Annotated in this window: 23 protein-coding genes and 1 other RNA gene; 14 read left to right on the forward strand and 10 right to left on the reverse strand. The window is 67.6% G+C overall.

Annotated features, from left to right (window positions below; genetic code table 11):
* The first annotated feature begins 334 nt into the window (after positions 1–334).
* The 3 genes from BLV92_RS15255 (at position 335) to BLV92_RS15265 (ending at position 4,198) form a co-directional block, all read left to right on the forward strand.
* Positions 335–850: an NUDIX hydrolase gene (locus BLV92_RS15255; RefSeq protein ID WP_090546235.1), complete on the forward strand. Its 516-nt coding sequence runs from the start codon at positions 335–337 to the stop codon at positions 848–850.
* Positions 847–2,010, forward strand: a complete 1,164-nt coding sequence (gene mnmA / locus BLV92_RS15260; protein ID WP_090546237.1) for a tRNA 2-thiouridine(34) synthase MnmA — start codon at positions 847–849, stop codon at positions 2,008–2,010. Before BLV92_RS15255 ends, mnmA begins: the two co-directional genes overlap by 4 nt.
* A 574-nt stretch (positions 2,011–2,584) precedes the next feature.
* Positions 2,585–4,198, forward strand: coding sequence for an FMN-binding glutamate synthase family protein (locus BLV92_RS15265; protein WP_090546239.1), 1,614 nt, complete (start codon positions 2,585–2,587; stop codon positions 4,196–4,198).
* A gap of 214 nt (positions 4,199–4,412) precedes the next feature.
* On the opposite strand, the gene BLV92_RS15270 is transcribed toward BLV92_RS15265, so the two are convergent.
* The gene (locus BLV92_RS15270) at positions 4,413–5,024 is read right to left on the reverse strand and encodes a glutathione S-transferase (protein WP_090546241.1); all 612 of its coding nucleotides are present in this window, start codon (positions 5,022–5,024) and stop codon (positions 4,413–4,415) included.
* Between the two features lie 301 nt (positions 5,025–5,325).
* On the opposite strand from BLV92_RS15270, the gene BLV92_RS15275 reads away from it, so the two are divergent.
* The 9 genes from BLV92_RS15275 to BLV92_RS15315 all read left to right on the forward strand — a co-directional run bounded on the left by BLV92_RS15275 (position 5,326) and on the right by BLV92_RS15315 (position 15,314).
* Entirely contained in the window at positions 5,326–6,837 is a 1,512-nt protein-coding gene (locus BLV92_RS15275; RefSeq protein ID WP_177197916.1) for an aminopeptidase P N-terminal domain-containing protein, read from the forward strand.
* A gap of 22 nt (positions 6,838–6,859) precedes the next feature.
* Positions 6,860–8,134: a UbiH/UbiF/VisC/COQ6 family ubiquinone biosynthesis hydroxylase gene (locus BLV92_RS15280; RefSeq protein WP_090546243.1), complete on the forward strand. Its 1,275-nt coding sequence runs from the start codon at positions 6,860–6,862 to the stop codon at positions 8,132–8,134.
* 463 nt (positions 8,135–8,597) lie between these two features.
* Positions 8,598–9,665: a tRNA dihydrouridine synthase DusB gene (gene dusB / locus BLV92_RS15285; protein WP_090546245.1), complete on the forward strand. Its 1,068-nt coding sequence runs from the start codon at positions 8,598–8,600 to the stop codon at positions 9,663–9,665.
* Entirely contained in the window at positions 9,662–9,895 is a 234-nt protein-coding gene (locus BLV92_RS15290; RefSeq protein ID WP_090546247.1) for a Fis family transcriptional regulator, read from the forward strand. The genes dusB and BLV92_RS15290 overlap by 4 nt, the downstream gene beginning before the upstream one ends.
* Positions 9,896–9,937: 42 nt before the next feature.
* A complete protein-coding gene (gene purH / locus BLV92_RS15295) occupies positions 9,938–11,503 on the forward strand; it encodes a bifunctional phosphoribosylaminoimidazolecarboxamide formyltransferase/IMP cyclohydrolase (RefSeq protein ID WP_090546248.1) in 1,566 nt (521 codons plus the stop codon).
* 296 nt (positions 11,504–11,799) lie between these two features.
* Positions 11,800–12,342, forward strand: a complete 543-nt coding sequence (gene ruvC, locus BLV92_RS15300; RefSeq protein ID WP_090546250.1) for a crossover junction endodeoxyribonuclease RuvC — start codon at positions 11,800–11,802, stop codon at positions 12,340–12,342.
* Positions 12,343–12,496: 154 nt separating this feature from the next.
* Positions 12,497–13,078 (forward strand): Holliday junction branch migration protein RuvA, encoded by a 582-nt coding sequence (ruvA, locus tag BLV92_RS15305; protein ID WP_090546251.1) that lies wholly within the window; start codon positions 12,497–12,499, stop codon positions 13,076–13,078.
* A 201-nt stretch (positions 13,079–13,279) separates the two neighbouring features.
* Entirely contained in the window at positions 13,280–14,341 is a 1,062-nt protein-coding gene (ruvB, locus tag BLV92_RS15310; protein WP_090546253.1) for a Holliday junction branch migration DNA helicase RuvB, read from the forward strand.
* A gap of 103 nt (positions 14,342–14,444) precedes the next feature.
* Positions 14,445–15,314, forward strand: coding sequence for an oxygenase MpaB family protein (locus BLV92_RS15315; RefSeq protein WP_244283828.1), 870 nt, complete (start codon positions 14,445–14,447; stop codon positions 15,312–15,314).
* Between the two features lie 150 nt (positions 15,315–15,464).
* Here BLV92_RS15315 and BLV92_RS15320 read toward each other — a convergent pair whose 3' ends face one another.
* The 4 genes from BLV92_RS15320 to tyrS all read right to left on the reverse strand — a co-directional run bounded on the left by BLV92_RS15320 (position 15,465) and on the right by tyrS (position 19,415).
* Positions 15,465–16,610, reverse strand: a complete 1,146-nt coding sequence (locus tag BLV92_RS15320) for a branched-chain amino acid ABC transporter substrate-binding protein (RefSeq protein WP_090547128.1) — start codon at positions 16,608–16,610, stop codon at positions 15,465–15,467.
* Positions 16,611–16,890: 280 nt separating this feature from the next.
* Complete coding sequence (locus BLV92_RS15325) at positions 16,891–17,562, reverse strand: histidine phosphatase family protein (RefSeq protein ID WP_090546257.1); 672 nt, start codon at positions 17,560–17,562, stop codon at positions 16,891–16,893.
* 118 nt (positions 17,563–17,680) lie between these two features.
* Entirely contained in the window at positions 17,681–18,139 is a 459-nt protein-coding gene (dtd, locus tag BLV92_RS15330) for a D-aminoacyl-tRNA deacylase (protein ID WP_090546259.1), read from the reverse strand.
* A 28-nt stretch (positions 18,140–18,167) separates the two neighbouring features.
* Positions 18,168–19,415 (reverse strand): tyrosine--tRNA ligase, encoded by a 1,248-nt coding sequence (gene tyrS / locus BLV92_RS15335; RefSeq protein WP_090546260.1) that lies wholly within the window; start codon positions 19,413–19,415, stop codon positions 18,168–18,170.
* Positions 19,416–19,615: 200 nt separating this feature from the next.
* Here tyrS and BLV92_RS15340 point away from each other — a divergent pair, with 200 nt between their 5' ends.
* Positions 19,616–20,743, forward strand: a complete 1,128-nt coding sequence (locus tag BLV92_RS15340; RefSeq protein WP_256216047.1) for an anhydro-N-acetylmuramic acid kinase — start codon at positions 19,616–19,618, stop codon at positions 20,741–20,743.
* Between the two features lie 106 nt (positions 20,744–20,849).
* Here the strand turns inward: BLV92_RS15340 and erpA are convergent, their stop codons facing one another.
* The 3 genes from erpA to rplM all read right to left on the reverse strand — a co-directional run bounded on the left by erpA (position 20,850) and on the right by rplM (position 22,240).
* Positions 20,850–21,215 (reverse strand): iron-sulfur cluster insertion protein ErpA, encoded by a 366-nt coding sequence (gene erpA / locus BLV92_RS15345; RefSeq protein ID WP_090546264.1) that lies wholly within the window; start codon positions 21,213–21,215, stop codon positions 20,850–20,852.
* A 192-nt stretch (positions 21,216–21,407) separates the two neighbouring features.
* The gene (rpsI, locus tag BLV92_RS15350; RefSeq protein WP_090546266.1) at positions 21,408–21,800 is read right to left on the reverse strand and encodes a 30S ribosomal protein S9; all 393 of its coding nucleotides are present in this window, start codon (positions 21,798–21,800) and stop codon (positions 21,408–21,410) included.
* An 11-nt stretch (positions 21,801–21,811) separates the two neighbouring features.
* Positions 21,812–22,240, reverse strand: coding sequence for a 50S ribosomal protein L13 (rplM, locus tag BLV92_RS15355; protein ID WP_090546268.1), 429 nt, complete (start codon positions 22,238–22,240; stop codon positions 21,812–21,814).
* Between the two features lie 606 nt (positions 22,241–22,846).
* On the opposite strand from rplM, the gene BLV92_RS15360 reads away from it, so the two are divergent.
* Positions 22,847–23,269, forward strand: coding sequence for an OsmC family protein (locus BLV92_RS15360; protein WP_090546270.1), 423 nt, complete (start codon positions 22,847–22,849; stop codon positions 23,267–23,269).
* A 91-nt stretch (positions 23,270–23,360) separates the two neighbouring features.
* Here BLV92_RS15360 and rnpB read toward each other — a convergent pair.
* Both rnpB and BLV92_RS15370 read right to left on the reverse strand, forming a co-directional pair.
* An RNA gene (rnpB, locus tag BLV92_RS15365) (RNase P RNA component class A) lies at positions 23,361–23,772 on the reverse strand.
* Between the two features lie 196 nt (positions 23,773–23,968).
* Positions 23,969–24,820 (reverse strand): DUF3025 domain-containing protein, encoded by an 852-nt coding sequence (locus BLV92_RS15370; RefSeq protein WP_244283802.1) that lies wholly within the window; start codon positions 24,818–24,820, stop codon positions 23,969–23,971.
* Positions 24,821–24,822 lie beyond the last annotated feature (2 nt).

Genomic DNA, 24,822 nt, shown 5'->3' on the forward strand with positions numbered 1-24,822 from the left:
AATCTAACCTGGAGCGAATACGGGGGGACCGGCCCGCAATGTCGTAGCCGCCGATGCAGGACCGACCGGCCGGTTGGCCGGTTGGCCGGTTGGCCGGTTGGCCGGTTGGCCGGTTGGCCGGTTGGCCGGTTGGCCGGTTGGCCGGTTGGCCGGTTGGCCGGTTGGCCGGTTGGCCGGTTGGCCGGTTGGCCGGTTGGCCGGTTGGCCGGTTGGCCGGTTGGCCGGTTGGCCGGTTGGCCGATCGGCCGATCGGCGACGGCGAAGCGCGGGCGACACCGACGCGCGCGCTCCGGCCCCAAGCGCCGCCGGGCGCGTCCCGGTAAAATGCCGGTCCATGAATGAGGAAACCTGGGCACCACACGTGACCGTGGCCGCGATCGTCGAGCGCGGCGGGCTATTTCTGCTCGTCGAGGAACACACGAACGCGGGATTGCGGCTCAACCAGCCGGCCGGCCATCTGGAGGCCGGCGAAACGCTGGAGGAAGCCGTCGCCCGCGAAACGCTGGAAGAAACCGCGCATCCGTTCACGCCCGACGCACTGGTCGGCGTGTACATGACGCACTTCGGCCAGCCGGGCGAAAGCGGCGCGACCTACCTGCGCTTCACGTACTGCGGCCACGCCGGCGACGCGCGCGACGACCTCGCGCTCGATCCGGACATCGTCCGCACGCTGTGGATGAGCGCCGACGAGCTGCGCGCCGCGAGCGCGCGGCACCGGACGCCGCTCGTGATGCAGTGCGTGGACGACTATCTGGCGGGCCGGCGCGTGCCGCTCGATTTCGTGCATACGCATGCGACGGGCCCACGTGCGATGGCTCCGGGTTTCCGCGCGACGGGCAGCAGGTCATGAGCAAACAGAAAGTCGTGGTGGGCATGTCGGGCGGCGTCGATTCGTCGGTGACCGCGTGGCTGCTGAAGGAGCAGGGATACGACGTCGTCGGCCTCTTCATGAAGAACTGGGAGGACGACGACGACAGCGAATACTGCTCGACGCGCGAGGACTGGATCGACGTGGTGTCGGTCGCGGACCTGATCGGCATCGACGTCGAGGCGGTGAACTTCGCGGCCGAATACAAGGACCGCGTGTTCGCGGAGTTCCTGCGCGAGTATTCGGCGGGCCGCACGCCGAACCCGGACGTGCTGTGCAACGCGGAGATCAAGTTCAAGGCGTTCCTCGACCACGCGATGTCGCTCGGCGCGGAAACGATCGCGACCGGCCACTACGCGCGCGTGCGCGAGAACGACGGACGCTTCGAGCTGCTGAAGGCGACCGACCACACGAAGGACCAGTCGTACTTCCTGCACCGGCTGAACCAGGCGCAACTGTCGAAGACGATGTTCCCGCTCGGCGAGATTCCGAAGACGCGCGTGCGCGAGATCGCCGAACAGATCGGCCTGCCGAACGCGAAGAAGAAGGATTCGACCGGCATCTGCTTCATCGGCGAGCGGCCGTTCCGCGACTTCCTGAACCGCTATCTGCCGACGAAGCCGGGGCCGATGAAGACGCCCGATGGCAAGGTGGTCGGCGAGCATATCGGCCTCGCGTTCTATACGTTCGGCCAGCGCAAGGGCATCGGGCTCGGCGGCAGCAAGGACGGCAGCGGCGAGCCGTGGTTCGTCGCCGGCAAGGACATTCCGTCGAACACGCTCTACGTGGTGCAGGGCCACGATCATCCGTGGCTGCTGTCGCACCTGCTGCGCGCGGGCAACGTGAGCTGGGTCGCGGGCGAGCCGCCGGCCGACGGCCACGCGTGCGCCGCGAAGACGCGCTACCGGCAGGCCGACGCGCGCTGTACGTTCCGCGCGGCGTCCGCTTACGGCGCGGGCCAGTTCGAGCTGCATTTCGACGACGCGCAATGGGCGGTGACGCCGGGGCAGTCGGCGGTGCTGTACGACGGCGACGTGTGCCTCGGCGGCGGAATCATCGAACATGCGGCGACTGCGCAGCCGCAGGCGGTGCCGCCAAGGCCCGCGCGGGAAGCGGCGTTGCTTGGGGCGAAAGAGGTTTAAACCGCTATCCGGTGCGGCGCGCGAGGCGGGTCGCTTCTCACGGCTTCTTTTCGTTCGGTTGAAGGAAATCTTCGGACGTCGGACGAATTGGCGGGCTTCGTTGCGGATACGCCTGGTTTTTGGCGCCACACGGTTGTTGGGCCAATGATTTGAATCGCTTTCCCGTGATAAGTCGTACGCTTGGGAGAAAGTAAAATCGTTGAAAAAAGATCGCGGTAATTGAGGCAACTCTCGGTGCCGACGTACTCATCGAATTTGATTCGCTGAAAGTCGTACCGGAATTACCTTCCGCGTAAGGCTGACGCTTGATTACGCGTCGAAAGCACAACGACTTGCCCCGCGGTGAAGATCCGATACCGCGAACCCCCACTCCCGACCGCTTTGATGAGCTTCCGGCATCGGCGGCCGCGACCTGCTTCCCCCCGCAAATAAACCTGCCCGCTTCCCGTCCAGTTTCACAAACTTCCGGCATCATTCGCGCAGACCGCGCCGCGCCCCGGCGCCGCCTGCGGCGCACCGCGCCGGCCACGCAGCCGGCGCGGCCCGCGTTCAAACCAGTCCGAGGAGTCCCCCGATGTTTTCCCGACGTTATCTCGCCATGTGGTGCGCGGTGCTGCTGCTCGCGGCCGTCGTCGCCGCCGCGGCGTTCGCTGGCCTGTCCTGGCTCTGCGCGATCATCCCCGCGCTGCTCGTCGCGCTCGGCGTGTACGACCTGACCCAGGAGCGTCACGCGATCCTGCGCAACTATCCGCTGTGGGGTCATCTGCGTTTCATGTTCGAGTTCGTGCGGCCCGAGATCCGCCAGTATTTCGTCGAGGACGACACCGACGAAAAACCGTTCTCGCTCGTGCAGCGCAGCGTCGTCTATCAGCGCGCGAAGAACGCGGTCGACAGCCGTCCGTACGGCACCGAACTCGACGTGAAGTCGATCGGCCACGAGTGGATCGGCCACTCGCTCGCGCCGACGAAACTCGCCGGCAGCGACTTCCGCGTGCTCGTCGGCGCGAACCGCGAACAGCCGTACTCGATCTCGATCTTCAACGTGTCGGCGATGAGTTTCGGCGCGCTGTCCGCGAATGCGATCCGCGCGCTGAACCTCGGCGCGAAAAAAGGCGGCTTCGCGCACGACACCGGCGAAGGCTCGATGTCGAAGTACCACCGCGAAAACGGCGGCGACATCGTGTGGCAGATCGCGTCCGGCTACTTCGGCTGCCGCAACGACGACGGCACGTTCAGCGACGAGAAGTTCGCACGCCAGGCGGCCGAGCCGCAGGTGAAGATGATCGAGGTGAAGCTGTCACAAGGCGCGAAGCCGGGCCACGGCGGCGTGCTGCTCGCCGCGAAGGTGACGCCGGAGATCGCGGAAACGCGCGGTATCGCGCTCGGTCAGGACTGCGTGTCGCCCGCGCAGCATTCGGAATTCTCGACGCCGCGCGGGCTGCTCGAATTCATCGAGCGGCTGCGCCGGCTGTCCGGCGGCAAGCCGGTCGGCTTCAAGCTGTGCATCGGCCATCCGTGGGAATTCTTCGGCATCGCGAAGGCGATGCTGGAAACCGGCATCCTGCCGGACTTCATCGTCGTCGACGGCGCGGAAGGCGGCACCGGCGCGGCGCCGCTGGAATTCACCGACCACATCGGCACGCCGTTGCAGGAAGGGCTGCTGCTCGTGCACAACACGCTCGTCGGCATCGGGCTGCGCGACCGCATCAAGATCGGCGCGAGCGGCAAGATCGTCACGGCGTTCGACATCGCAAGGACGCTCGCGATCGGCGCGGACTGGGTGAACTCGGCGCGCGGCTTCATGTTCGCGGTCGGCTGCATCCAGGCCCAGAAGTGCCATTCGGACCGCTGCCCGACCGGCGTCGCGACCCAGGACCCAGTGCGCCAGCGCGCGCTGAACGTGCCGGACAAGGGCGAGCGCGTGTTCAACTTCCATCGCAACACGCTGCACGCGCTGCAGGAGATCGTGCAGGCGGCGGGGCTGAAGAGTCCGTCAGACCTGCGCGCGCATCACATCGTGCGGCGCGTGTCGTCGTATGAGGTGAAGCTGATGTCCGAACTGCTGAGTTATCTGCAGCCGGGCGATCTGCTCACAGGCCGCTACCGTTATCAGCTTTACGAGAAGTGGTGGCCGGTCGCACGCGCCGATTCGTTCGCGCCGCAACTGGAAGAAGCGGTGGCGGCGTAACGACGGTGGCGGCGGGCGGCGGCTTCGTAGCCGTCGTTGCGCTCCGGGGCTTGCGGCCTGGCGTTGCGCGGCGAATGAACATCCGGCGCGAATGCCGGCGCTCCCCGCTTAACGCGGGAACACCGGCTCCGACGCAATCCGCCTGAACTGAACGCCGCGACGCTTCCATCGGGAACGACGCGGCAACCCGCCGGCATGCGGCGGGATCGAAACGTCAGCCCTGCGGCACCGTATCGACGAACGACTGCCGCTGCGACAGCTTCTCGTAATAACGCGCGAGGTTCGGATACGCGTCGCGCCAGTCGACCTCGGCCATCCGGAAGTCGAGATAACCGAGCGCGCAGCCGACCGCGATGTCCGCGAGCGTGTAGCGGTTGCCCGTGCACCACGGGTTCGCGTCGAGCCCCTTCGACATCGCGACGAGGCCTTCGTCGATCTTCTTGCGCTGGCGCGCGAGCCAGTCCTCGTTGCGCTGCTCGGGCGTGCGCTGCGTGCTTTCGAGGCGGATCAGCACGGCGGCGTCGAGGATGCCGTCCGCCAGCGCCTCCCAGCAGCGCACCTCGACGCGCTCGCGGCCCGACGGCGGCACCAGCTTGCCGACCGGCGACAGCGTATCGACGTATTCGCAGATCACGCGCGAGTCGAACACGGCTTCGCCGTCCTCCATCACGAGACACGGCACCTTGCCGAGCGGGTTGAAATCGTGGATCGTCGTCTCCGCGGCCCACACGTTTTCGAGCACCAGCTTGTAGTCGATCTTCTTTTCGGCGAGCACGATCCGCGCCTTGCGGACATACGGGCTGCCGAGCGAACCGATGAGTTTCATTGCACCTGCCTTTTCTGGAATCCGGCGGAAGTATACGTTGGTTTCGTGTATTTCTTACGGGCTGCCATTACGGGCGCGGGAATTACCCGACAACCGATGTGGGCGGAATGCAACATCGGACCGTGGTCGGACCGGAAGCCCGATGTCGGCGATTGGGCGGAAAAGCGGCGGTGAACCAGCCGATACACGACACCCAAACGATTGCGCGCGACGAATCGATGACCGCCGCGTGGTAGCGAGCGACGATTCGCACTCCGCGTGACGCCGAGCCCCTCCGGACGGATCCGGCGAAGCGGCCGTCATGGTGTCCGCCGGACCGCCGCGCCGGCCGGCGGCCCGGCGGCGCGACAGACGGCGCTACAATCGCACGATGAACACGACGAACCCGCCCACCGTGCCGGCCGCCCCGCGCGCCGCCGCCGACCCGCTGCCCGGCCCCGACGGCGGCGCGGCCCTCTATCGCGAACGGCGCGAGCGCGTGCTGGCCGCGATGCGCGCGCGCGGCGGCGGCGTCGCGCTGGTGCCGACCGCGTCCGAGGCGCTGCGCAACCGCGACGCCGACTATCCGTACCGTCACGACAGCTACTTCTACTATCTGACCGGCTTCACCGAGCCGGATGCGCTGCTCGTGCTCGACGCGAACGCGGGCGACGGCCAGCCCGCGGCGATCCTGTTCTGCCGCGCGAAGAACCCGGAGCGCGAAACGTGGGACGGCTTCCGCTTCGGCCCCGACGCGGCGCGCGAGACGTTCGGCTTCGACGCCGCGTTCCCGATCGACGAACGCGACGCGCGCGTGCCGCAACTGATCGCGAACCGGCCGGCGCTGCATTACGCGCTCGCGGCGTCCAACGGATTCGACACGCAGGTGCGCGGCTGGCTCGACGCGGTGCGCGCGCAGTCGCGCAGCGGCGTCACCGCGCCATCGGCCGCGTACGACCTGCTGCCGGTGCTCGACGACATGCGCATCGTGAAGGATGCGCACGAACTGTCGGTGATGCGCCGCGCCGCGCAGATCTCCGCGCTCGCGCATCGGCGCGCGATGGCCGCGTGCCGCCCCGGCATCCGCGAATACGAACTGGAAGCCGAACTGCTGTACGCGTTCCGCAAACACGGCGCGCAGGGTCCGGCTTACGGCTCGATCGTCGCGGCGGGCGCGAACGCGTGCGTGCTGCACTACCCGGCCGGCAACGCGAGCGCGCGCGACGGCGACCTCGTGCTGATCGACGCCGCCTGCGAGCTGAACGGCTACGCGTCCGACATCACCCGCACGTTCCCGGCGAACGGGCGCTTCACGCCCGCGCAGCGCGAGCTGTACGACATCGTGCTCGCCGCGCAGCAGGCCGCGATCGACGCGACACGCGCCGGGGTCGATTTCGAGGCGCCTCACCAGGCGGCGGTCCGCGTGCTCGCACAGGGGCTGCTCGATACCGGGATCATCGATCGCGCGCGGTTCGCGTCGGTCGACGACGTGATCGCCGAGCGCGCGTACGCGCGTTTCTACATGCACCGCACCGGCCACTGGCTGGGGATGGACGTGCACGACGCGGGCGACTATCGCGAGCGCGACGCGAACCTGCCGGCCGACGCGACACCGCCGTGGCGCACGCTGCGCCCGTCGATGACATTGACGATCGAGCCGGGCCTGTACGTACGCGCGGCCGACGACGTGCCCGAACGCTACTGGGACATCGGCATCCGGATCGAGGACGACGCGATCGTCACCGCGACCGGCTGCGAACTGATCACGCGCGACGTGCCGGTCGAGGCCGCCGAAATCGAGGCGCTGATGCAGGACGCGCAGCGGCGCGCATGAAGCTCCCCCACCACGGAACACCATGAATGCAGTGACCGACACCGTCGATGCAGCCGGCACGACCGGCACACCCGGCACGACCGGCGCAAGCGCCGCCCCGCCCGCGCCGTTCGACTACGACGTGACGATCGTCGGCGCGGGGCCGGTCGGCCTCGCGCTCGCCGGCTGGCTCGCGCGGCGCAGCGCGACGCAGCCGTTGTCGGTCGCGCTGATCGACTCGCGCGAGCCGGAGGACAGCGTCGCCGACCCGCGCGCGATCGCCGTCTCGCAGGGCAGCCGGACGCTGCTCGAAGCGCTCGCGTGGCCGCACGACGCCACGCCGATCGACCGGATCCACGTATCGCAGCGCGGGCATTTCGGCCGCACGCTGATCGACCGCGCGGATTACGGGCTGCCCGCGCTCGGTTACGTCGCGCGCTACGGCTCGATCGTGCAGGCGCTCGCGCAGGCGGTGCGCGCGACGCCGGTGCACTGGCTGCATCACACGCACGCGCTCGCGCCGGTGCCGGAACACGACGGCGTCACGCTGCCAGTCGAAGGCGCTCACGTGACGCGCAACCTGCGCACGCGCGTGCTCGTGAACGCGGAAGGCGGCCTGTTCCGGCCGCGGCAGGACGGCCAGGACCACGGCCATGACGCCGCGACCGCCGGCAAGTGCTCGCGCGACTATCGTCAGACGGCGCTGGTCGGCGTCGTCACGGTGTCGTCGCCGCAGCCGCACGTCGCGTGGGAGCGCTTCACGAGCGAAGGGCCGATCGCGCTGCTGCCGATGGGCGGCGTGCGCGGCGCGGACTACGCGCTCGTCTGGTGCGCCACGCCGCAGCAGGCCGAACGGCGCGCGCAGTTGGCCGACGCGGAATTCCTCGCGGAACTCGAAGCCGCGTTCGGCGCGCGAATGGGCCACTTCACGCAGATTCACGGCCGCGCGTCGTTCCCGCTCGGGCTCAACGCGACCGAATCGCTCGCGAAGGGCCGCGTCGCGGTGGTCGGCAACGCCGCGCAGACGCTGCATCCGGTCGCGGGCCAGGGGCTGAACCTCGGGCTGCGCGACGCGCACGCGCTCGCGGACGCGCTCGCGCGGCACGGCGCGACGCCGCTCGCGCTCGCCGACTTCGCGCGCCGCCGCACGTTCGACCGGCGCATGACGATCGGCGCGACCGACACGCTCGCACGGCTCTTCACCGTCGATTTCGCGCCGCTCGCGGCGCTGCGCGGCATCGCGCTGACCGCGCTCGAATTCGTGCCGCCGGTCAAGACGGCGCTCGCGCGGCAGATGATGTTCGGACAGCGAATCTAACTGCGGAAGGAGCGCGGGCGTTCGCGACGCGCATTTAACATTTGCTTCACGTGCGGCCTCGAATAACGGCGCACCCACGACGGCGGCAACGATGACATAGGGCCGGCCTTGCGGAATGCGCCGGTCGCGCGGCGGCAACAGCGGTTCGCGCGGGTTCGCAGCAACTTCACGTCGCCGTTCCCCGCTGCCGCAGCGCCGCATCGCACTGGCTGCCCACCGTCACCGGACGAACCCGAAATCGCGCGACGCCCCGCCGGCAAGCGAACCGTAAGCCCGCCCCGGTCGATCCCCCATTTCGGCATCGCAGCAACCGCCCGCGCGCGGGCCGTTCGTTGCGCGCGCCCGCTGCCGCGCGGCACGCGCTGCCATCGTTCCGGCATTCTGTTAACGGTAAAATGCGCGTTTCCCCTTTCGTTTCGGCCGCCGCGCACCGTTCGCGCGACGGCGATTTCGCCCGCGCGTCATGCTCACACTCGGCCGTCACATTCTGCGCAACAACCTGTTCGTCGCCCCGATGGCGGGCGTCACGGACCGGCCGTTCCGTCAGTTGTGCAAGCACCTTGGCGCCGGTTACGCGGTGTCGGAAATGGTCGCGTCGAACGCGCAGTTGTGGAAGAGCGAAAAGACGATGCGCCGTGCGAACCATCAGGGCGAAGTCGAGCCGATCGCGGTGCAGATCGCCGGCGCGGACCCCGCGATGATGGCCGAGGCCGCCCGCCACAACGTCGCGAACGGCGCGCAGATCATCGACATCAACATGGGCTGCCCGGCGAAGAAGGTCTGCAACGTCGCCGCGGGGTCCGCGCTGCTGCAGGACGAGCCGCTCGTCGCGCGGATCGTGAAGGCCGTCGTCGACGCGGTCGGCGTCGGCCCGGACGCGGTGCCGGTCACGCTGAAAATCCGCACCGGCTGGAATCGCGACAACCGCAACGCGCTGACGATCGCGCGCATCGCCGAGGAAAACGGCATCTCGATGCTGACCGTGCACGGCCGCACGCGCGCGGACCTGTACCACGGCGAAGCCGAATACGACACGATCGCGGCGGTGAAGGCCGCCGCGCGGATTCCGGTCGTCGCGAACGGCGACATCGTGTCGCCGCAGAAGGCGCGCGACGTGCTCGCGGCCACCGGCGCGGACGCGATCATGATCGGCCGCGCGGCGCAGGGGCGTCCGTGGCTGTTCCGCGAGATCGCGCATTTCCTCGCAACCGGCGAGTTGCTGCCGCCGCCGCGCGTGGACGAAATCCAGACGATCATGAACGGGCATCTGGAGGATCACTACGCGTTTTACGGCGAATTTACCGGTGTACGTACTGCGCGCAAGCACATCGGCTGGTACACTCGCGGCCTTCGCGGCGCCAACGCGTTCAGGCACCGCATGAACACGCTGGACACCACGCGCGAACAGTTGCTCGCGGTCAACCAGTTTTTCGACGAACAGAAGGCCGTCTCCGAGCGGCTCGTGTACGTCGACGAAGACACCGGCGACGAGACCGGCGGGCAGGAATCAACCGATCGACTGGCAGCATGAGCAAGCACAACATCGAACAATGCGTCCGCGACAGCCTGGGCATTTATTTCCAGGATCTCGACGGCTCCAATCCGCACGACGTTTATGAAATGGTGATGTCGTGCGTCGAAAAACCGATGCTGGAGGTGGTGCTCGAACAGGCCGGCGGCAACCAGTCGCTGGCCGCCGAGTATCTCGGCATCAACCGCAACACGCTGCGCAAGAAGCTCCAGCAGCACGGACTGCTGTAGCCGCGCGCCCCGCTCCCGACTCCTCTTCTCCATCCGACCATCATGATCAGGCAAGCGCTCATCTCCGTTTCCGACAAGTCGGGCATCGTCGACTTCGCGAAGTCGCTGTCCGGCCTCGGCGTCAAGATCCTGTCGACGGGCGGCACCGCGAAACTGCTCGCGGACGCAGGCCTTTCCGTCACCGAAGTGGCCGACTACACCGGCTTCCCGGAAATGCTCGACGGCCGCGTGAAGACGCTGCATCCGAAGGTGCACGGCGGCATCCTCGCGCGCCGCGACCTGCCCGGGCACATGGCCGCGCTCGATGAGCACGGCATCCCGACGATCGACCTGCTGGTCGTGAACCTGTACCCGTTCGTGCAGACGGTCGCAAAGGAAGAGTGCACGCTGGAAGACGCGATCGAGAACATCGACATCGGCGGCCCGACGATGCTGCGCTCGGCCGCGAAGAACCATCGCGACGTGACGGTGATCGTCGATCCGGCCGACTACGCGGCGGTGCTCGACGAAATGCGCGCGAACGGCAACACGGTCGGCTACGCGACGAACTTCCGCCTCGCGACGAAGGTGTTCGCGCACACCGCGCAGTACGACGGCGCGATCACGAACTACCTGACGAGCCTGACCGACGAGCTTCAGCACAAGTCGCGCAACACCTATCCGGCGGTGCTGAACGTCGCGTTCGACAAGGTGCAGGACCTGCGCTACGGCGAGAACCCGCACCAGAGCGCCGCGTTCTACCGCGACCTCGCGGTGCCGGCCGGCGCGCTCGCGAACTATCGCCAGTTGCAGGGCAAGGAACTGTCGTACAACAACATCGCCGACTCGGACGCCGCGTGGGAATGCGTGAAGACGTTCGACGCGCCCGCGTGCGTGATCGTCAAGCACGCGAACCCGTGCGGCGTCGCGGTCGCGGAGAGCGCACACGACGCGTATGCGAAGGCGTTCAAGACCGACCCGACCTCCGCGTTCGGCGGGATCATCGCGTTCAACCGCGAAGTGGACGAGGCGGCCGCGCAGGCGGTGAGCAGACAGTTCGTCGAAGTGCTGATCGCGCCGTCGTTCGCGGACGCGGCGAAAGCCGTGTTCGCCGCGAAGCAGAACGTGCGCCTGCTCGAAATCGCGCCCGGCGACGGTCATAACGCGTTCGACCTGAAGCGCGTCGGCGGCGGCCTGCTCGTGCAGTCGCTCGACGCAAAGAACGTGCAGCCGCACGAACTGCGCGTCGTCACGAAGCGCCACCCGACGCCGAAGGAAATGGACGACCTGCTGTTCGCATGGCGCGTCGCGAAGTTCGTGAAGTCGAACGCGATCGTGTTCTGCGCGGACGGAATGACGCTCGGCGTCGGCGCGGGCCAGATGAGCCGCGTCGATTCCGCGCGGATCGCGAGCATCAAGGCGCAGAACGCGGGCTTGACGCTGGCAGGCTCGGCGGTGGCGTCGGACGCGTTTTTCCCGTTCCGCGACGGCCTCGACGTGGTGGTCGCGGCGGGCGCGACCTGCGTGATCCAGCCGGGCGGCTCGATGCGCGACGACGAAGTGATCGCCGCCGCCGACGAGCACAACATCGCGATGGTGATGACCGGCGTGCGGCACTTCCGCCACTGAGCATCGCGCAAGCGGACGCTTGACCGCCCGAACCCGCCCGGCTCGACGCCTGGCGGGTTTTTTACTGGTGGTTCGCGACGGGGCGTGCAGGCGGCCTGGGTAGCGACGTCGTTGATGGCGCTGCGGCGCGAGCGGACCGGGCGTGCATCAGCGGTTCAGCGGTCGCGAATCTTCCGTAGACCGCACGCCGAATCGCACGCCGAACCGCACGCCAAATCGCCGGCCGCGCGGTTTCGGCGTCCGAACCGCGCGCGGTTCGTTGTACCATCGCAGGCAATCCGACCGCATCGCACCTCATGAGAATTCTCGGCATCGACCCCGGCTTGCGCGTGACCGGCTTCGGCGTAATCGACCGCAACGGCCACCAGCTCACGTACGTCGCGAGCGGCGTGATCCGGACCGCGGACGCCGACCTGCCGAGCCGTCTCGGCACGATCTTCGAAGGCATCTCGACGCTGATCCGCGAACACTCGCCGGACCAGTCGGCGATCGAAAAAGTGTTCGTCAACGTGAATCCGCAATCGACGCTGCTGCTCGGCCAAGCGCGCGGCGCGGCGATCTGCGGGCTCGTGTCGGGCGGCGTGCCGGTCGCCGAATACACCGCGCTGCAACTGAAGCAGGCGGTGGTCGGCTACGGCCGCGCGACGAAGGAGCAGATGCAGCAGATGGTCGTGCGCCTCCTGAACCTCTCCGGCGTGCCGGGCACCGACGCGGCCGACGCGCTCGGCATGGCGATCTGCCACGCGCACGGCGGCGACACGCTGAACACGCTCGGCGGGATCGCGCCGTCGCTCGCGAAGAAGGGGCTGCGCGTGAAGCGCGGGCGGCTCGTGGGTTGACGCGCTGCGCGGCCGGCGATGTACGGCGCGTGCGGCAAGCATGGATGTGACGCTGCCGTCCGCGTATCGGACCAACTACCTGCCTGCCGCTCCCCGCCTGCCGCACCCGCCGCCGCTCCGCTACACTCACGCTTTCCCCATCACAGAAACCGCCATGATCGGTCGCATTGCCGGCGTCCTGCTGGAAAAGAATCCGCCGCACCTGCTGGTCGACTGCAACGGCGTCGGCTACGAGGTCGACGTGCCGATGAGCACGTTCTACAACCTGCCGTCGAACGGCGAGAAGGTCGTGCTGCTCACGCAGATGATCGTCCGCGAGGACGCGCACCTGCTGTACGGCTTCGGCACCGCGCCCGAGCGCGCGACGTTCCGCGAACTGCTGAAGATCAGCGGGATCGGCGCGCGGATGGCGCTCGCGGTGCTGTCCGGGATGAGCGTTCACGAGCTGTCGCAGGCGGTCACGCTGCAGGACGCGGCGCGGCTCACGCGCATCCCCGGCATCGGCAAGAAGACGGCCGAACGGCTGCTGCTCGAACTGAAGGGCAAGCTCGGCGCGGACCTCGGCGCGATGGCGAGCGCGGCGTCCGCGTCCGATCACGCGAACGACATCCTGAACGCGCTGCTCGCGCTCGGTTATTCGGAGAAAGAGGCGCTCGCCGCGATCAAGAACGTGCCGGCCGGCACCGGCGTGTCGGAGGGGATCAAGCTGTCGCTGAAGGCGCTGTCGAAGGCTTGATCGGCGGCCACGCTGCTTCGGCGGTTCGTTTCGACGCAGTTCGCCGGGTCGAATGCGGGGAACTCATGGCTCTCGGCGCGACGCCGTTCCGGCGCCAAGCCACCGCCGCCCCCCGCGTTGCTCATCGCCTGATCCCCGCCCCTTTTCCCACCCCACGCCGCCCGCGCCAGTCCGCACATCCCGCGCGGTACAATCGGCGGCATGATCGAAACCGACAAACTCGCCGCCGAACGCGTGATCGCCCCCACGCCGGCCTCGCCGAACGAAGAAGCGTTCGAGCGCGCGCTACGCCCGCGCCAGCTCGACGAATACGTCGGCCAGGAAAAGGTGCGCGGGCAGCTCGAAATCTTCATCGAGGCCGCGAAGCGCCGCTCGGAGCCGCTCGACCACGTGCTGCTGTTCGGGCCGCCGGGTCTCGGCAAGACGACGCTCGCGCACATCATCGCGCGCGAGATGGGCGTGAGCCTGCGGCAGACGTCCGGCCCGGTGCTGGAGCGCGCGGGCGACCTCGCCGCGCTGCTGACGAACCTCGAAGCGAACGACGTGCTGTTCATCGACGAGATTCACCGGCTGTCGCCGGTCGTCGAGGAAATCCTGTATCCGGCGCTGGAGGACTACCAGATCGACATCATGATCGGCGAGGGGCCGGCAGCGCGCAGCGTGAAGCTCGACCTTCAGCCGTTCACGCTGGTCGGCGCGACGACGCGCGCCGGCATGCTGACGAACCCGCTGCGCGACCGTTTCGGGATCGTCGCGCGGCTGGAGTTCTACAACGCGGACGAACTCGCGAAGATCGTGCGCCGCTCGGCGGCGCTGCTGGGCGCGCAGATCCATCCGGACGGCGCGCTCGAAATCGCGCGCCGCTCGCGCGGCACGCCGCGGATCGCGAACCGGCTGCTGCGCCGGGTGCGCGACTTCGCCGAGGTGAAGGCGGACGGCCACATCACTGCGTCGGTCGCGGACGCCGCGCTGAAGATGCTCGACGTCGATCCGGTCGGCTTCGACCTGATGGACCGCAAGCTGCTCGAAGCGATCCTGCACAAGTTCGACGGCGGCCCGGTCGGCGTGGACAACCTCGCGGCCGCGATCGGCGAGGAGCGCGACACGATCGAGGACGTGCTGGAGCCGTACCTGATCCAGCAGGGTTACCTGCAACGCACGCCGCGCGGCCGCGTCGCGACGCTGCTCGCGTACCGCCACTTCGGGCTCGCCGCGCCGGACTCCGCCCACTCCGGCGGCCTGTGGGACCCGAACGCGTCCTGACCGGCGCGGCCCACCGCTTCCGCCCATGTCCGAGCACGCCGGCCGCCGCCACGACGCTCCCGAGCCGGACGGCTTCGCCGGCCTGCTCGCGCATCGTCTGCGGATGGCGCTCGCGGACAGCATCACGCACCTGACGACCGGCAGCGGCCCGCGTCTCGACTATTCGTCGCCGCCCGGCGACCCGGGCCTGTTCGGCCCCGACGCGGTGTGCTGGAAGGTGCACGCGGATTTCGCGTCGATGATGGCGGGCGGCATCAGCGCGCTGCTGTTGCAGGCGCTGCACCCGCTGGCGCTCGCCGGCGTCTGGGACCATTCGACGTTCCGCGAGGACATCCTCGGCCGGCTGCGCCGCACCGCGACGTTCATCGCCGGCACCACGTACGGCAGCCGCGCCGACGCGCTCGCGCTGATCGAGCGCGTGAAGCAGATCCATCTCGGCGTGACCGGCACCGCGCCGGACGGCAGGCCGTATCGCGCGAGCGATCCCGCGCTGCTGACGTGGGTGCACGTCGCGGAGGTGTCGAGTTTTCTGGCCGCGCATCTGCGCTACGTGAATCCCGCGCTGCCGACCGCCGAACAGGATCAGTATTACGCCGAGACCGCGCGCATCGCGCAGATGCTCGGCGCGACCGACGTGCCGCGCTCGCGCGCGGAAATCGCCGCGTATCTGCTCGCGATGCAGCCGCAGCTGGAAGCCGGCGAGCGCACGCGCGAAGTCGTGCGGGTGCTGATGAACGCGCCCGCGCCGCGCCCGGCGATGCGTCCGGCCGGCGCGCTGATGCGGCAGGCCGGCATCGACCTGCTGCCGCCATGGGCGCAGCGGATGCTCGGCTTCGATACGTTCGCGGGCATGCGAAGGATCGTCGTGCAGCCCGGCATGCGGACGATCGCGCCGGTGCTGCGATGGGCGCTCGTCAACGGCGTGTCGAAACGCGCGAGGCGGCGCGCGGCGGCGCAACCGGAACGGGGCTGACGCGCTCGCCGAACGCCGCGTGACGCATCACCGCGAAGACAGGTAACGCCGCAAAAAAACGGGCGGCCCCGCAAGGCCGCCCGCCGATCGGGCAGGCACGATGACGACTCGTCGCCGCCGCCCGCCACCCGCCGCGAGGCCATCGGCCTCTTACATCTTCACCACGTCGAGCAGCGTTTTCTTGCCCGCCTTGTAGTTGTACAGCGAGATCACGCCGTGCTGAAGATCACCCTTCGCATCGAACGCGGTCGTGCCGATCACGCCGTTGTAGTTCGTGCCCGGAATCTGCGCGAGGATCTTCGCCGCGTCGGTCGAGTTCGCACGCTTCATCGCATCGACGACGATGTACACGGCGTCATACGTGAACGGCGCATCGAATTCGATCGGGTGACCGAAACGCTTCTGGTACTTCGCGGAGAACGCCGCGCCGCCCGCCATCTTTTCGAGCGCCATGCCCGCCTGCGAGCACACGACGTTGTCGGCCGCCGCCCCCGCGAGCTGCGCGAGGCTTTCGGTGCAGACGCCGTCGCCCGCGAGCACCTTCGCGCGCAGGCCGAGTTGTTTCGCCTGCTTCGCGAACGGACCGCCGGTCGCGTCCATGCCGCCGTACATGATCGCGTCCGGGTTCTCGCCCTTGATCTTCGTGAGAATCGCGCGGAAGTCCACGGCCTTGTCGTTCGTCGCGTCGTGCGACAGGACTTTCAGACCGAGCGACTTCGCGGTCTTCTCGAATTCGTTCGCGAGGCCCTGGCCGTAGGCGGTCGAGTCGTCGACGATCGCGACGCTCTTCACGTTCAGCCCCTTCGCCGCGTAGTCGGCGAGCGCCGGGCCTTGCTGCGCGTCGGTCGCGACGACGCGGTACGTGGTCTTGAAACCCTGCCGCGTATAAGCCGGATTCGTCGACGACGGCGAAATCTGCACGATGCCCGCGTCGCTGTAGATCTTCGACGCCGGAATCGACGCGCCGGAGTTCAGATGGCCGACCACCGCGACGACCTTGTCGTCGACGAGCTTCTGCGCAACCTGGGTGGCGGTGCGCGGGTCGGCCGCGTCGTCCTGCGCGTCCAGTTGCAGCGTGACCTTCTGGCCGTTGATCGTCAGCCCCTTCGCGTTGATCTCTTCGATCGCGAGGCGCGCGCCGTTCTCGTTATCCTTGCCGAGGTGCGCGGAACCGCCCGTCAGCGGCCCGACGTGACCGATCTTGACGATCTGGTCGGCGGCGGCATTCGTCATCATCGTTGCGAACGCCACGACCGCCGCGCCGGCCGGCAACAGCTTGTGAAGCTTGTACGTCATCTGAATCTCCTGCATCCATTCTCGAAAACAACCGTTCGTATGACACCCCGCATGGCGCGGTTGCGCGCGCATCCACCGCGCTTCGACGCATGACGGCGCGGCCGGTCCACGCAGGGCGGACAAGATGGTAACAGGCGGGACCGCTTCGATGTCGGGCGGTTGAAAGGCGAACGCGCCGCGCCGGCGACGCAGCGCAATGGTGGAGACGATGACGGGAAATCGGTGCGGCGGACAGGCGCGACGGCGGCGTGCTGTCGCCGCCGTGCTTCGGATGCTGGCGTCAGGACGGGCGGCGAATGCCGTCGTCGCTGCTCTCCCCTTCGAGATGGCCGACGTCGGCCCACGACACGATGTTCGCCTGCGTCACGTAGCCGTCGGTGTCGAAATCGACGACGTTGACGCTCGCGTTCAGGAGCGGCCAGTCGCGCCGCACGTCGAGCGCGATGCCGCGCGCGAAGCGGTACACGCAGTCGAGCACGCCGCCATGCGTGACGCACGCGACGCGGCCCTCCGGATATGCGGCGATCACCGGTTCCAGCGCGTGCAGCACACGGTGATAAAGCTCTCGTAGCGATTCGCCTTCCGGCGGCGCGAAACCCGGATCGCGCGATTGCCACTGCGCGTATTCGTCGGGAAAGCGCGCGGCGATCTCGTCGCTGTCGAGCCCCTGGAAGAGTCCATAGGAACGCTCGCGCAGCCCCGGCGCGCGCTGCACCGCCAGGCCGAGCGCAGCGGCCGCGGGCTGCGCGGTCTGCTGCGCGCGCGTCAGATCGCTCGACAGGATCGCGTCGAGCCGCAGACCGGCGCGCGCGTCGTCGGCCAGCCGCGCGCCGAGCCGCTGCGCCTGATCGACGCCGGTCGATGCGAGCGGAATGTCGAGATGCCCCTGGATGCGCTTGTCGCGGTTCCAGTCGGTTTCGCCGTGGCGGATGAAAAGTATCTGGGTCGTCATGGGCGCGAACGGGAAGGTGCAAGGAACAGGCGGTCCGTGCGGAACCGCCATCGTCGCTGAAAACGGCGCGCGCTGCCGGCCTGAATCGCCGCCGGCGGATGCGGCGCGGCGTCGACGCTCAGCCGCGAGTCTGAAGCCAGAACGTGACAGGCCCGTCGTTGACGAGCGACACCTGCATGTCCGCGCCGAACTCGCCGGTCTCGACGACCGGATGCTTCGCGCGCGCAGCGGCGACGAAGTAGTCGAACAGGCGCCGGCCCTCGTCGGGCGGCGCGGCCGGCGTGAAGCTCGGCCGCAGTCCGCTGTTCGTGTCGGCCGCGAGCGTGAACTGCGACACCAGCAGCAAACCGCCGGCCGTGCCCGCGCCGTCGATGTTCTGCACCGGCAGGTTCATCTTGCCGGCCGCGTCGCTGAACACGCGATAACCGAGCACCTTCGCGAGCAGGCGGTCGGCGATCGCGTCGGTGTCGCCGCGCTCCGCGCAGACGAGCGCGAGCAGCCCCGCGCCGATCGAGCCGGTCACGCGGCCGTCCACGGTCACCTCCGCGCGGCGCACGCGCTGGATCAGCGCGATCACCGGACGCCTCCGCGCACGTCGGCCGCCCTCATGCGCCGAGCGTCACGCGCGCGAAGCGGCGCTTGCCGACCTGCACGACGTAGTCGCCCGCGTCGATCTTCAGCGCCTTGTCGGTGATCGTCGCGCCGTCGATCTTCACGCCGCCCTGCTCGATGTTGCGCAGCGCCTCGCTCGTCGACGGCACGAGGCCCGCCTGCTTCAGCAACTGGCCGATCGCGAGCGGCGCGCCGCCGAGCGTCACCGACGGAATGTCGTCCGGCACGCCGCCCTTCGCGCGGTGGTTGAAGTCCTCCAGCGCGCGCTCGGCGTCCGCCTGCGAATGGAAACGCGCGACGATCTCCTGCGCGAGCATCACCTTGAAGTCGCGCGGGTTGCGCCCCGCGTCGATCTCGCGCTGGAAGCCTTGGATCTCGCTCATCGGCCGGAACGACAGCAGCTCGAAGTAGCGCCACATCAGCGTGTCGGAGATGCTCATCAGCTTGCCGAACATGTCGGACGGCTTCTCGCTGATGCCGACGTAGTTGTGCTTCGACTTCGACATCTTCTCGACGCCGTCGAGGCCTTCGAGCAGCGGCATCGTCAGGATGCACTGCTGTTCCTGCCCGTACTGCTTCTGCAGTTCACGGCCGACCAGCAGGTTGAACTTCTGGTCGGTGCCGCCGAGTTCGAGGTCCGCGTTCAGCGCGACCGAGTCGTAACCCTGCATCAGCGGATACAGGAACTCGTGGATCGAGATCGGCACGCCGCCCTGGAAACGCTTCGTGAAGTCCTCGCGTTCGAGGATCCGCGCGACCGTGTAGCGCGACGCGAGCTTGATCATCCCGTCCGCGCCGAGCGGCATCGACCATTCGCTGTTGTAGCGGATCTCGGTCTTGTCGCGGTCGAGCACGAGCGCGGCCTGATCGAAGTAGGTTTTCGCATTCGACTCGATCTGCTCGCGCGTGAGCGGCGGGCGCGTCGCGTTGCGGCCGGACGGATCGCCGATCAGCGACGTGAAATCGCCGATCAGGAAGATCACCGTATGCCCGAGGTCCTGCAACTGGCGCATCTTGTTCAGCACGACCGTATGGCCGATGTGGATGTCGGGCGCGGTGGGGTCGAGACCGAGCTTGATGCGCAGCGGTTTGCCGGTGGCCGCGCTGCGGGCCAGCTTCTGAAGGAATTCTTCCTCGATCAGCAGTTCGTCCGCGCCGCGCTTCGCGATTTCGAGCGCGTGGCGGACCTCGTCGGTGACCGGAAAGGCGGGCGCGTTTTGGGTGGGAGACTCGGTGCTCATGCTGGATCGTAACGTTAGGTCAGACCGCGATTTTACGTGATTCGCCCGGCCGCGCCGACTCCCGGCGGCCGCATGCGGGTCTCGCCGGGTTATGCGGCGTCTTGCGGAGTGTCTTACACATGGCCGTCATTGCGCCGATAATCCGCACTGGAAGACAACGACAGGAGCACAACGTGGCGCCACGCGACGCACAGAAGGAGATCCGGCACGCCGCCGACGGCGTGTATTTCGGCCTCATGTCCGGCACCAGCATGGACGGCGTGGACGGCGTCGCCGTCCGGTTCGCGCACGGCAGGCCGCCGGCCGTGCTGGCCGATGCGTTCGTGCACTTCACCGAAAACATGCGCGAGGCGCTGTTCTCGCTGCAACAGCCCGGCGACAACGAGATCGAGCGCGAGGCGCTCGCCGCGAACGCGCTCGCGGCGCGTTATGCGGTGTGCTGCCATGAACTGTTGCGCTCGATCGGTCTGTCCGCCGACGACGTCCGCGCGATCGGCGCGCACGGGCAGACCGTGCGCCACCGGCCGGAAAAGGGCTACACGGTGCAGATCCAGAACCCGGCGCTGCTCGCGGAACTCACGCACATCGACGTGATCGCGGACTTTCGCAGCCGCGACGTCGCGTCCGGCGGCCAGGGCGCGCCGCTCGTGCCCGCGTTCCACGCGACGATCTTCGGCGCGAGGGACGAGACGCGCGTCGTCTGCAATCTCGGCGGGATCAGCAACGTGACGATCCTGTCCGCGTCCGGCTCGGTGCGCGGCTTCGACTGCGGCCCGGCGAACGCGCTGCTCGACCTGTGGGCGGAACGCCATCTTGGCAAGCCGTACGACGAGAATGGCCACTTCGCGGCCCGCGGCACGCTGCATCAGCCGCTGCTGAACGTGCTGCTCGACGAGCCGTATTTCGCGCAGCAGCCGCCGAAGAGCACCGGGCGCGACCTGTTCAATGCGCAATGGCTCGACGAACGGCTGAAGGGCTTCGAAGCGCTGACGCCCGAGGACGTGCAGGCGACGCTCGTCGCGCTGACGGCGGTGACGGTCGCCCGCGAGATCGAGCGCCACGCGTCCGATTGCCGTGCGGTGTACGTATGCGGCGGCGGCGCGCGCAATCCGGTGATGCTCGATGCGCTGCGCGACGCATTGCTCGCGAGCGGCGTCAGTGGCGTGCCGGTGGCGACGACCGACGCGCTCGGCGTGCCGCCGCATCACGTGGAGCCGCTCGCGTTCGCGTGGCTCGCGATGCGCTGGGTCGCGCGCGAGCCGGGCAACGTGCCGTCGGTGACGGGCGCGGCCGGCGAGCGGGTGCTGGGCGCGCTGTATCCGCGCTGATGCCGCTGGCCGGGAGGTATCGGCCGCACCTGGGAAGGGAATCAGCGGAAACAAAAAACGGGGCTGCCGAGCCCCGTTTTTATTGCCTTGCGGCGTCGGACGGCAATCAGACCGAGAACGACGAACCGCAGCCGCAGGTGGTCGTCGCGTTCGGGTTCTTGATCACGAACTGCGCGCCGTTCAGATCGTCCTTATAGTCGATCTCGGCGCCGACCAGGTATTGATAGCTCATCGAGTCGATCAGCAACTGGACGCCGTTCTTGTTCATCACGGTGTCGTCTTCGTTGATCGCCTCGTCGAACGTGAATCCGTACTGGAAGCCGGAGCAGCCGCCGCCCTGCACGAACACGCGCAGTTTCAGGTCCGGGTTGCCTTCCTCGTCGATCAGTTGCTTGACCTTGTCAGCCGCTGCGTCGGTGAAGACGAACGGACCGGGCATTTCGGTCACGGGGGTGTCGGTGACAGCGTTCATTCGAACTCTCCAAAAAGGCTTTTGCCGCTATTGTAGGGCTGATCCCGAGATCGTGCTTAAGCCCACAGAATCAAGGGTTTCTCCGCGGCGCGGCGCACTGCCCCGGCAACCGGCGCCCACAAACGAAAAAGCCGCCTCGCGCACGGGGCGCGGGCGGCCTTTGCAGCAGTCGCGCCCGGAGGCGCGAAGCGCTTAACGCTTCGAGAACTGCTTCCGGCGACGTGCCTTGTGGAAGCCGACCTTCTTACGCTCGACTTCACGCGCGTCACGCGTGACGAAGCCGGCGCTCGACAGCGCGGGCTTCAGCGTCGCGTCATAGTCGATCAGCGCACGGGTGATGCCGTGGCGAACCGCGCCGGCCTGGCCCGTTTCGCCGCCGCCCGTCACGTTCACCTTGATGTCGAACGTGACGCCGTGGTTCGTCAGTTCCAGCGGCTGGCGCACGATCATCAGCGACGTTTCGCGCGAGAAGTAGTCGGCGATGGGCTTGCCGTTGACGATGATGTCGCCCTTGCCCGACTTGATGAAAACACGAGCGACTGCGCTCTTGCGGCGGCCCGTACCGTAATTCCAGTTACCGATCATGTGGGCTCCCCTTAGATCTCGAGCGCTTGCGGCTGTTGAGCCGAATGCGGATGCGTTGCGTCGGCGTAGACCTTCAGCTTCTTGATCATCGCGTAGCCGAGCGGACCCTTCGGCAGCATGCCCTTGACCGCCTTCTCAAGCGCGCGGCCCGGGAAGCGTTCCTGCATCTTGCCGAACGTCGTTTCATAGATACCGCCCGGGTAGCCCGAGTGACGGTAGTACTTCTTGTCGGTGGTCTTGTTGCCCGTGACCTTCAGCTTGCTCGCGTTGATGATGATGATGAAATCACCAGTATCGACGTGCGGAGTGAACTCAGGCTTGTGCTTGCCGCGCAGACGGCGTGCCACTTCGCTGGCAACACGGCCGAGAACCTTATCCGTCGCGTCAATCACGTACCATTCGCGCGTCACCTCATGGGCTTTTGCGGAAAACGTCTTCATGATCGATCCAAAAAAAATGCTGTGCCCTGTGTTCTTGTCCTGCTTGTTAGGAAGCGCTCGACCGTGGTCCGGCGGCGCTGGCGCAGGCTCTCCCTGTTTTTCCGGCGGGCATGAATGCGGAAAACCCTGAATTATAAAGGAAAAGATCCGGCGCGGTCAAAAAATGCGCGCACTGGCGCGGACCGCGGACGAAAAAAAGCCCGAACGCGCTGTTCGGGCTTAATCCACCTTTGGAGGAGGGTGGAGGAGACATGCTGAGGTGTCAAAACGCGACAACCAATGACACGCATTATACGGAGCGAGCTTGTGCGACGCAAGAAAATTTGCATTGCGAAATCTCAATTCACGATGCGAAATATTCAAGCCCGCGAACCGCACACCATTAAATATTAAAAATCAACTGGTTATCTGATCTCACCCGACAATTTGGCGCCAATCTTCTACGCAAAAACCCTGCGTTGCCTGGGGAAATCGCGCAGGCCCGACCCATGGCGCGCCGCAACACGCAACCCTTCCCACCGCGCCCCCTTTCGGCCATGTCACCCCGGCATGCCAGTAACGAGCGGGCTACAATGCCGGCTGAATGTAAAGACGCGGGACAAGAGCATGGAATGCAAAGTTAGCTGGATAGGACAGGACGGCATGGCGTTCGCGGCCGAGACGGGCAGCGGGCATCTGGTGTCGATGGACGGCGCGCCCGAGGGCGGCGGCCGCAATCTCGCGCCGCGTCCGATGGAAATGGTGCTGCTCGGCACCGGCGGCTGCACCGCGTACGACGTCGTGATGATCCTGAAGAAGAGCCGTCAGGAAATCACCGACTGCTCGGTCACGCTGAAGGCCGAGCGCGCAAGCGAAGACCCGAAAGTGTTCACGAAGATCCACTTCCATTTCACCGTCACCGGCAGGAACCTGAACCCGGCGACCGTCGAACGCGCGATCAACCTGTCGCACGACAAGTACTGCTCCGCGTCGATCATGCTCGCGAAGACCGCCGAGCTGACTCATTCGTTCGACATCGTCGCGGTCTGAGAACACGCGATACCGCGCATCGAGCCGTATCGCGCGACAAAGAAAAAAGCCGGCGCAGTGAAATCACTGCGCCGGCTTTTTGTCGTAAAAGCGGCAAAGCGGGCCGATAAGCCGGATTCTGTGCACCCGCGACGCCTTGCGGCGGCGCGCGCGTGGCAGCCATTCCTCTAGGCGCGCCATTGCTGACGCGCTCAAGCTTCCTACCCGCAGACGAGACGGGGGCACCGTCCTGCATCGCGAAGATGCGCGCCTGCCTACTTGGAATTGCTCCGGGTGGAGGTTACCGTGCCGGTCTGCGTCGCCGCAGCCGCGGTGCGCTCTTACCGCACCGTTTCACCCTTACCTGATCCCGACCGAAGCCGGGCCATCGGCGGTTTGCTTTCTGTTGCCCTGTTCCGCGTGTCGCCACGGATGGCCGTTAGCCATCACCCTGCCCTATGGAGTCCGGACTTTCCTCGCCCCCCCGGCCGAAACCGCGGGGCCGCGACTGCCTGGCCTGCTTTGCGAACGGCGATGTTAGCACGCGGCGGCGGTGCGCGCCGATGGACGGAGGGCCGCTGGCGACGAATGGCGGATGATCGATCGTAACGGGAATGCCATCGCAGGCAAGCGGCGAGTCGGCGTTATGTAGACGTTGAGTCGGAAGAATCGGTGCGCAGCCCAGGGCCGGCCGCACCCGGCCCCATTTCGATGCCAGCCTCAGCGTGCTCGCCGGCCGCGCCGGAACACCGTCGCATCGTCGTAGAACGAAGCCGCTTCGTTTTCCGTCCACCAGCCCGGAATCCCCAGCACCGGCAACGGCGCGAAGCGGCGCGGCGTAAGGTCGTCGTCGCCGGCCAGTCGATCCGCGACCGCGCGATCGAGCCACGCGTCGCGCGCGTCGGCGCTCCATCCGAAGTAGTCCGCCGGCACGTCGACGATCCACGCGTGCGCGGTGCACGCGCGATACGGCGCGATCAATTTCTCCAGCAACGCATGACCGAACGGACGCACTTCGCAGCGTTCGCCCCATGCGGCTCGCCCGGCGACGAACAGCGTGTGCCACTCGAAACCGCGCAGCGCCGCCGACAGTCGCGGATCCGCGCACGCGAACAGCACCGCGTTTTCGTCGAAGAGCGTCAGCGCATCGCGCAGACCGCCGCGCGTGGGGCCGACGCCGAGCGCGTCGATCGCCGCCGACTGCCGCGCGTTCAGCGCCGCCTTGATCCGCGGGAACGCGAACCACATCAGCGCATTGAAGAAGTCGTGCAGGTTGTGGCGGGTCGGCACGCAGCCGGTCGCCGCGATGTGCGCCTCATAGGCGGCGCCGGGCGGCAGGTCGTCCTGCGCGATGAACGACAGCGGCTCGCCGCGCCCGGTATGTCGGGCCGACGCGCGCGCGTCGGCGTTCAATTCGTCGAGATAACGCGCGTAACCCGCAAGCGCCGCCTGTTGCCAGCGGCGGCCGCGTCGCGCGAACGGTGAAAACCACGGTTGAGTCCAGTCGATCGCCGCGAAAGCGGACGGCGCAACGGCTTCGTTGCGCGCATCGGCGGACGGATGGGGCGGCACGG

The sequence above is a fragment of the Paraburkholderia caballeronis genome, assembly GCF_900104845.1.
GTDB classification, from domain to species: domain Bacteria; phylum Pseudomonadota; class Gammaproteobacteria; order Burkholderiales; family Burkholderiaceae; genus Paraburkholderia; species Paraburkholderia caballeronis.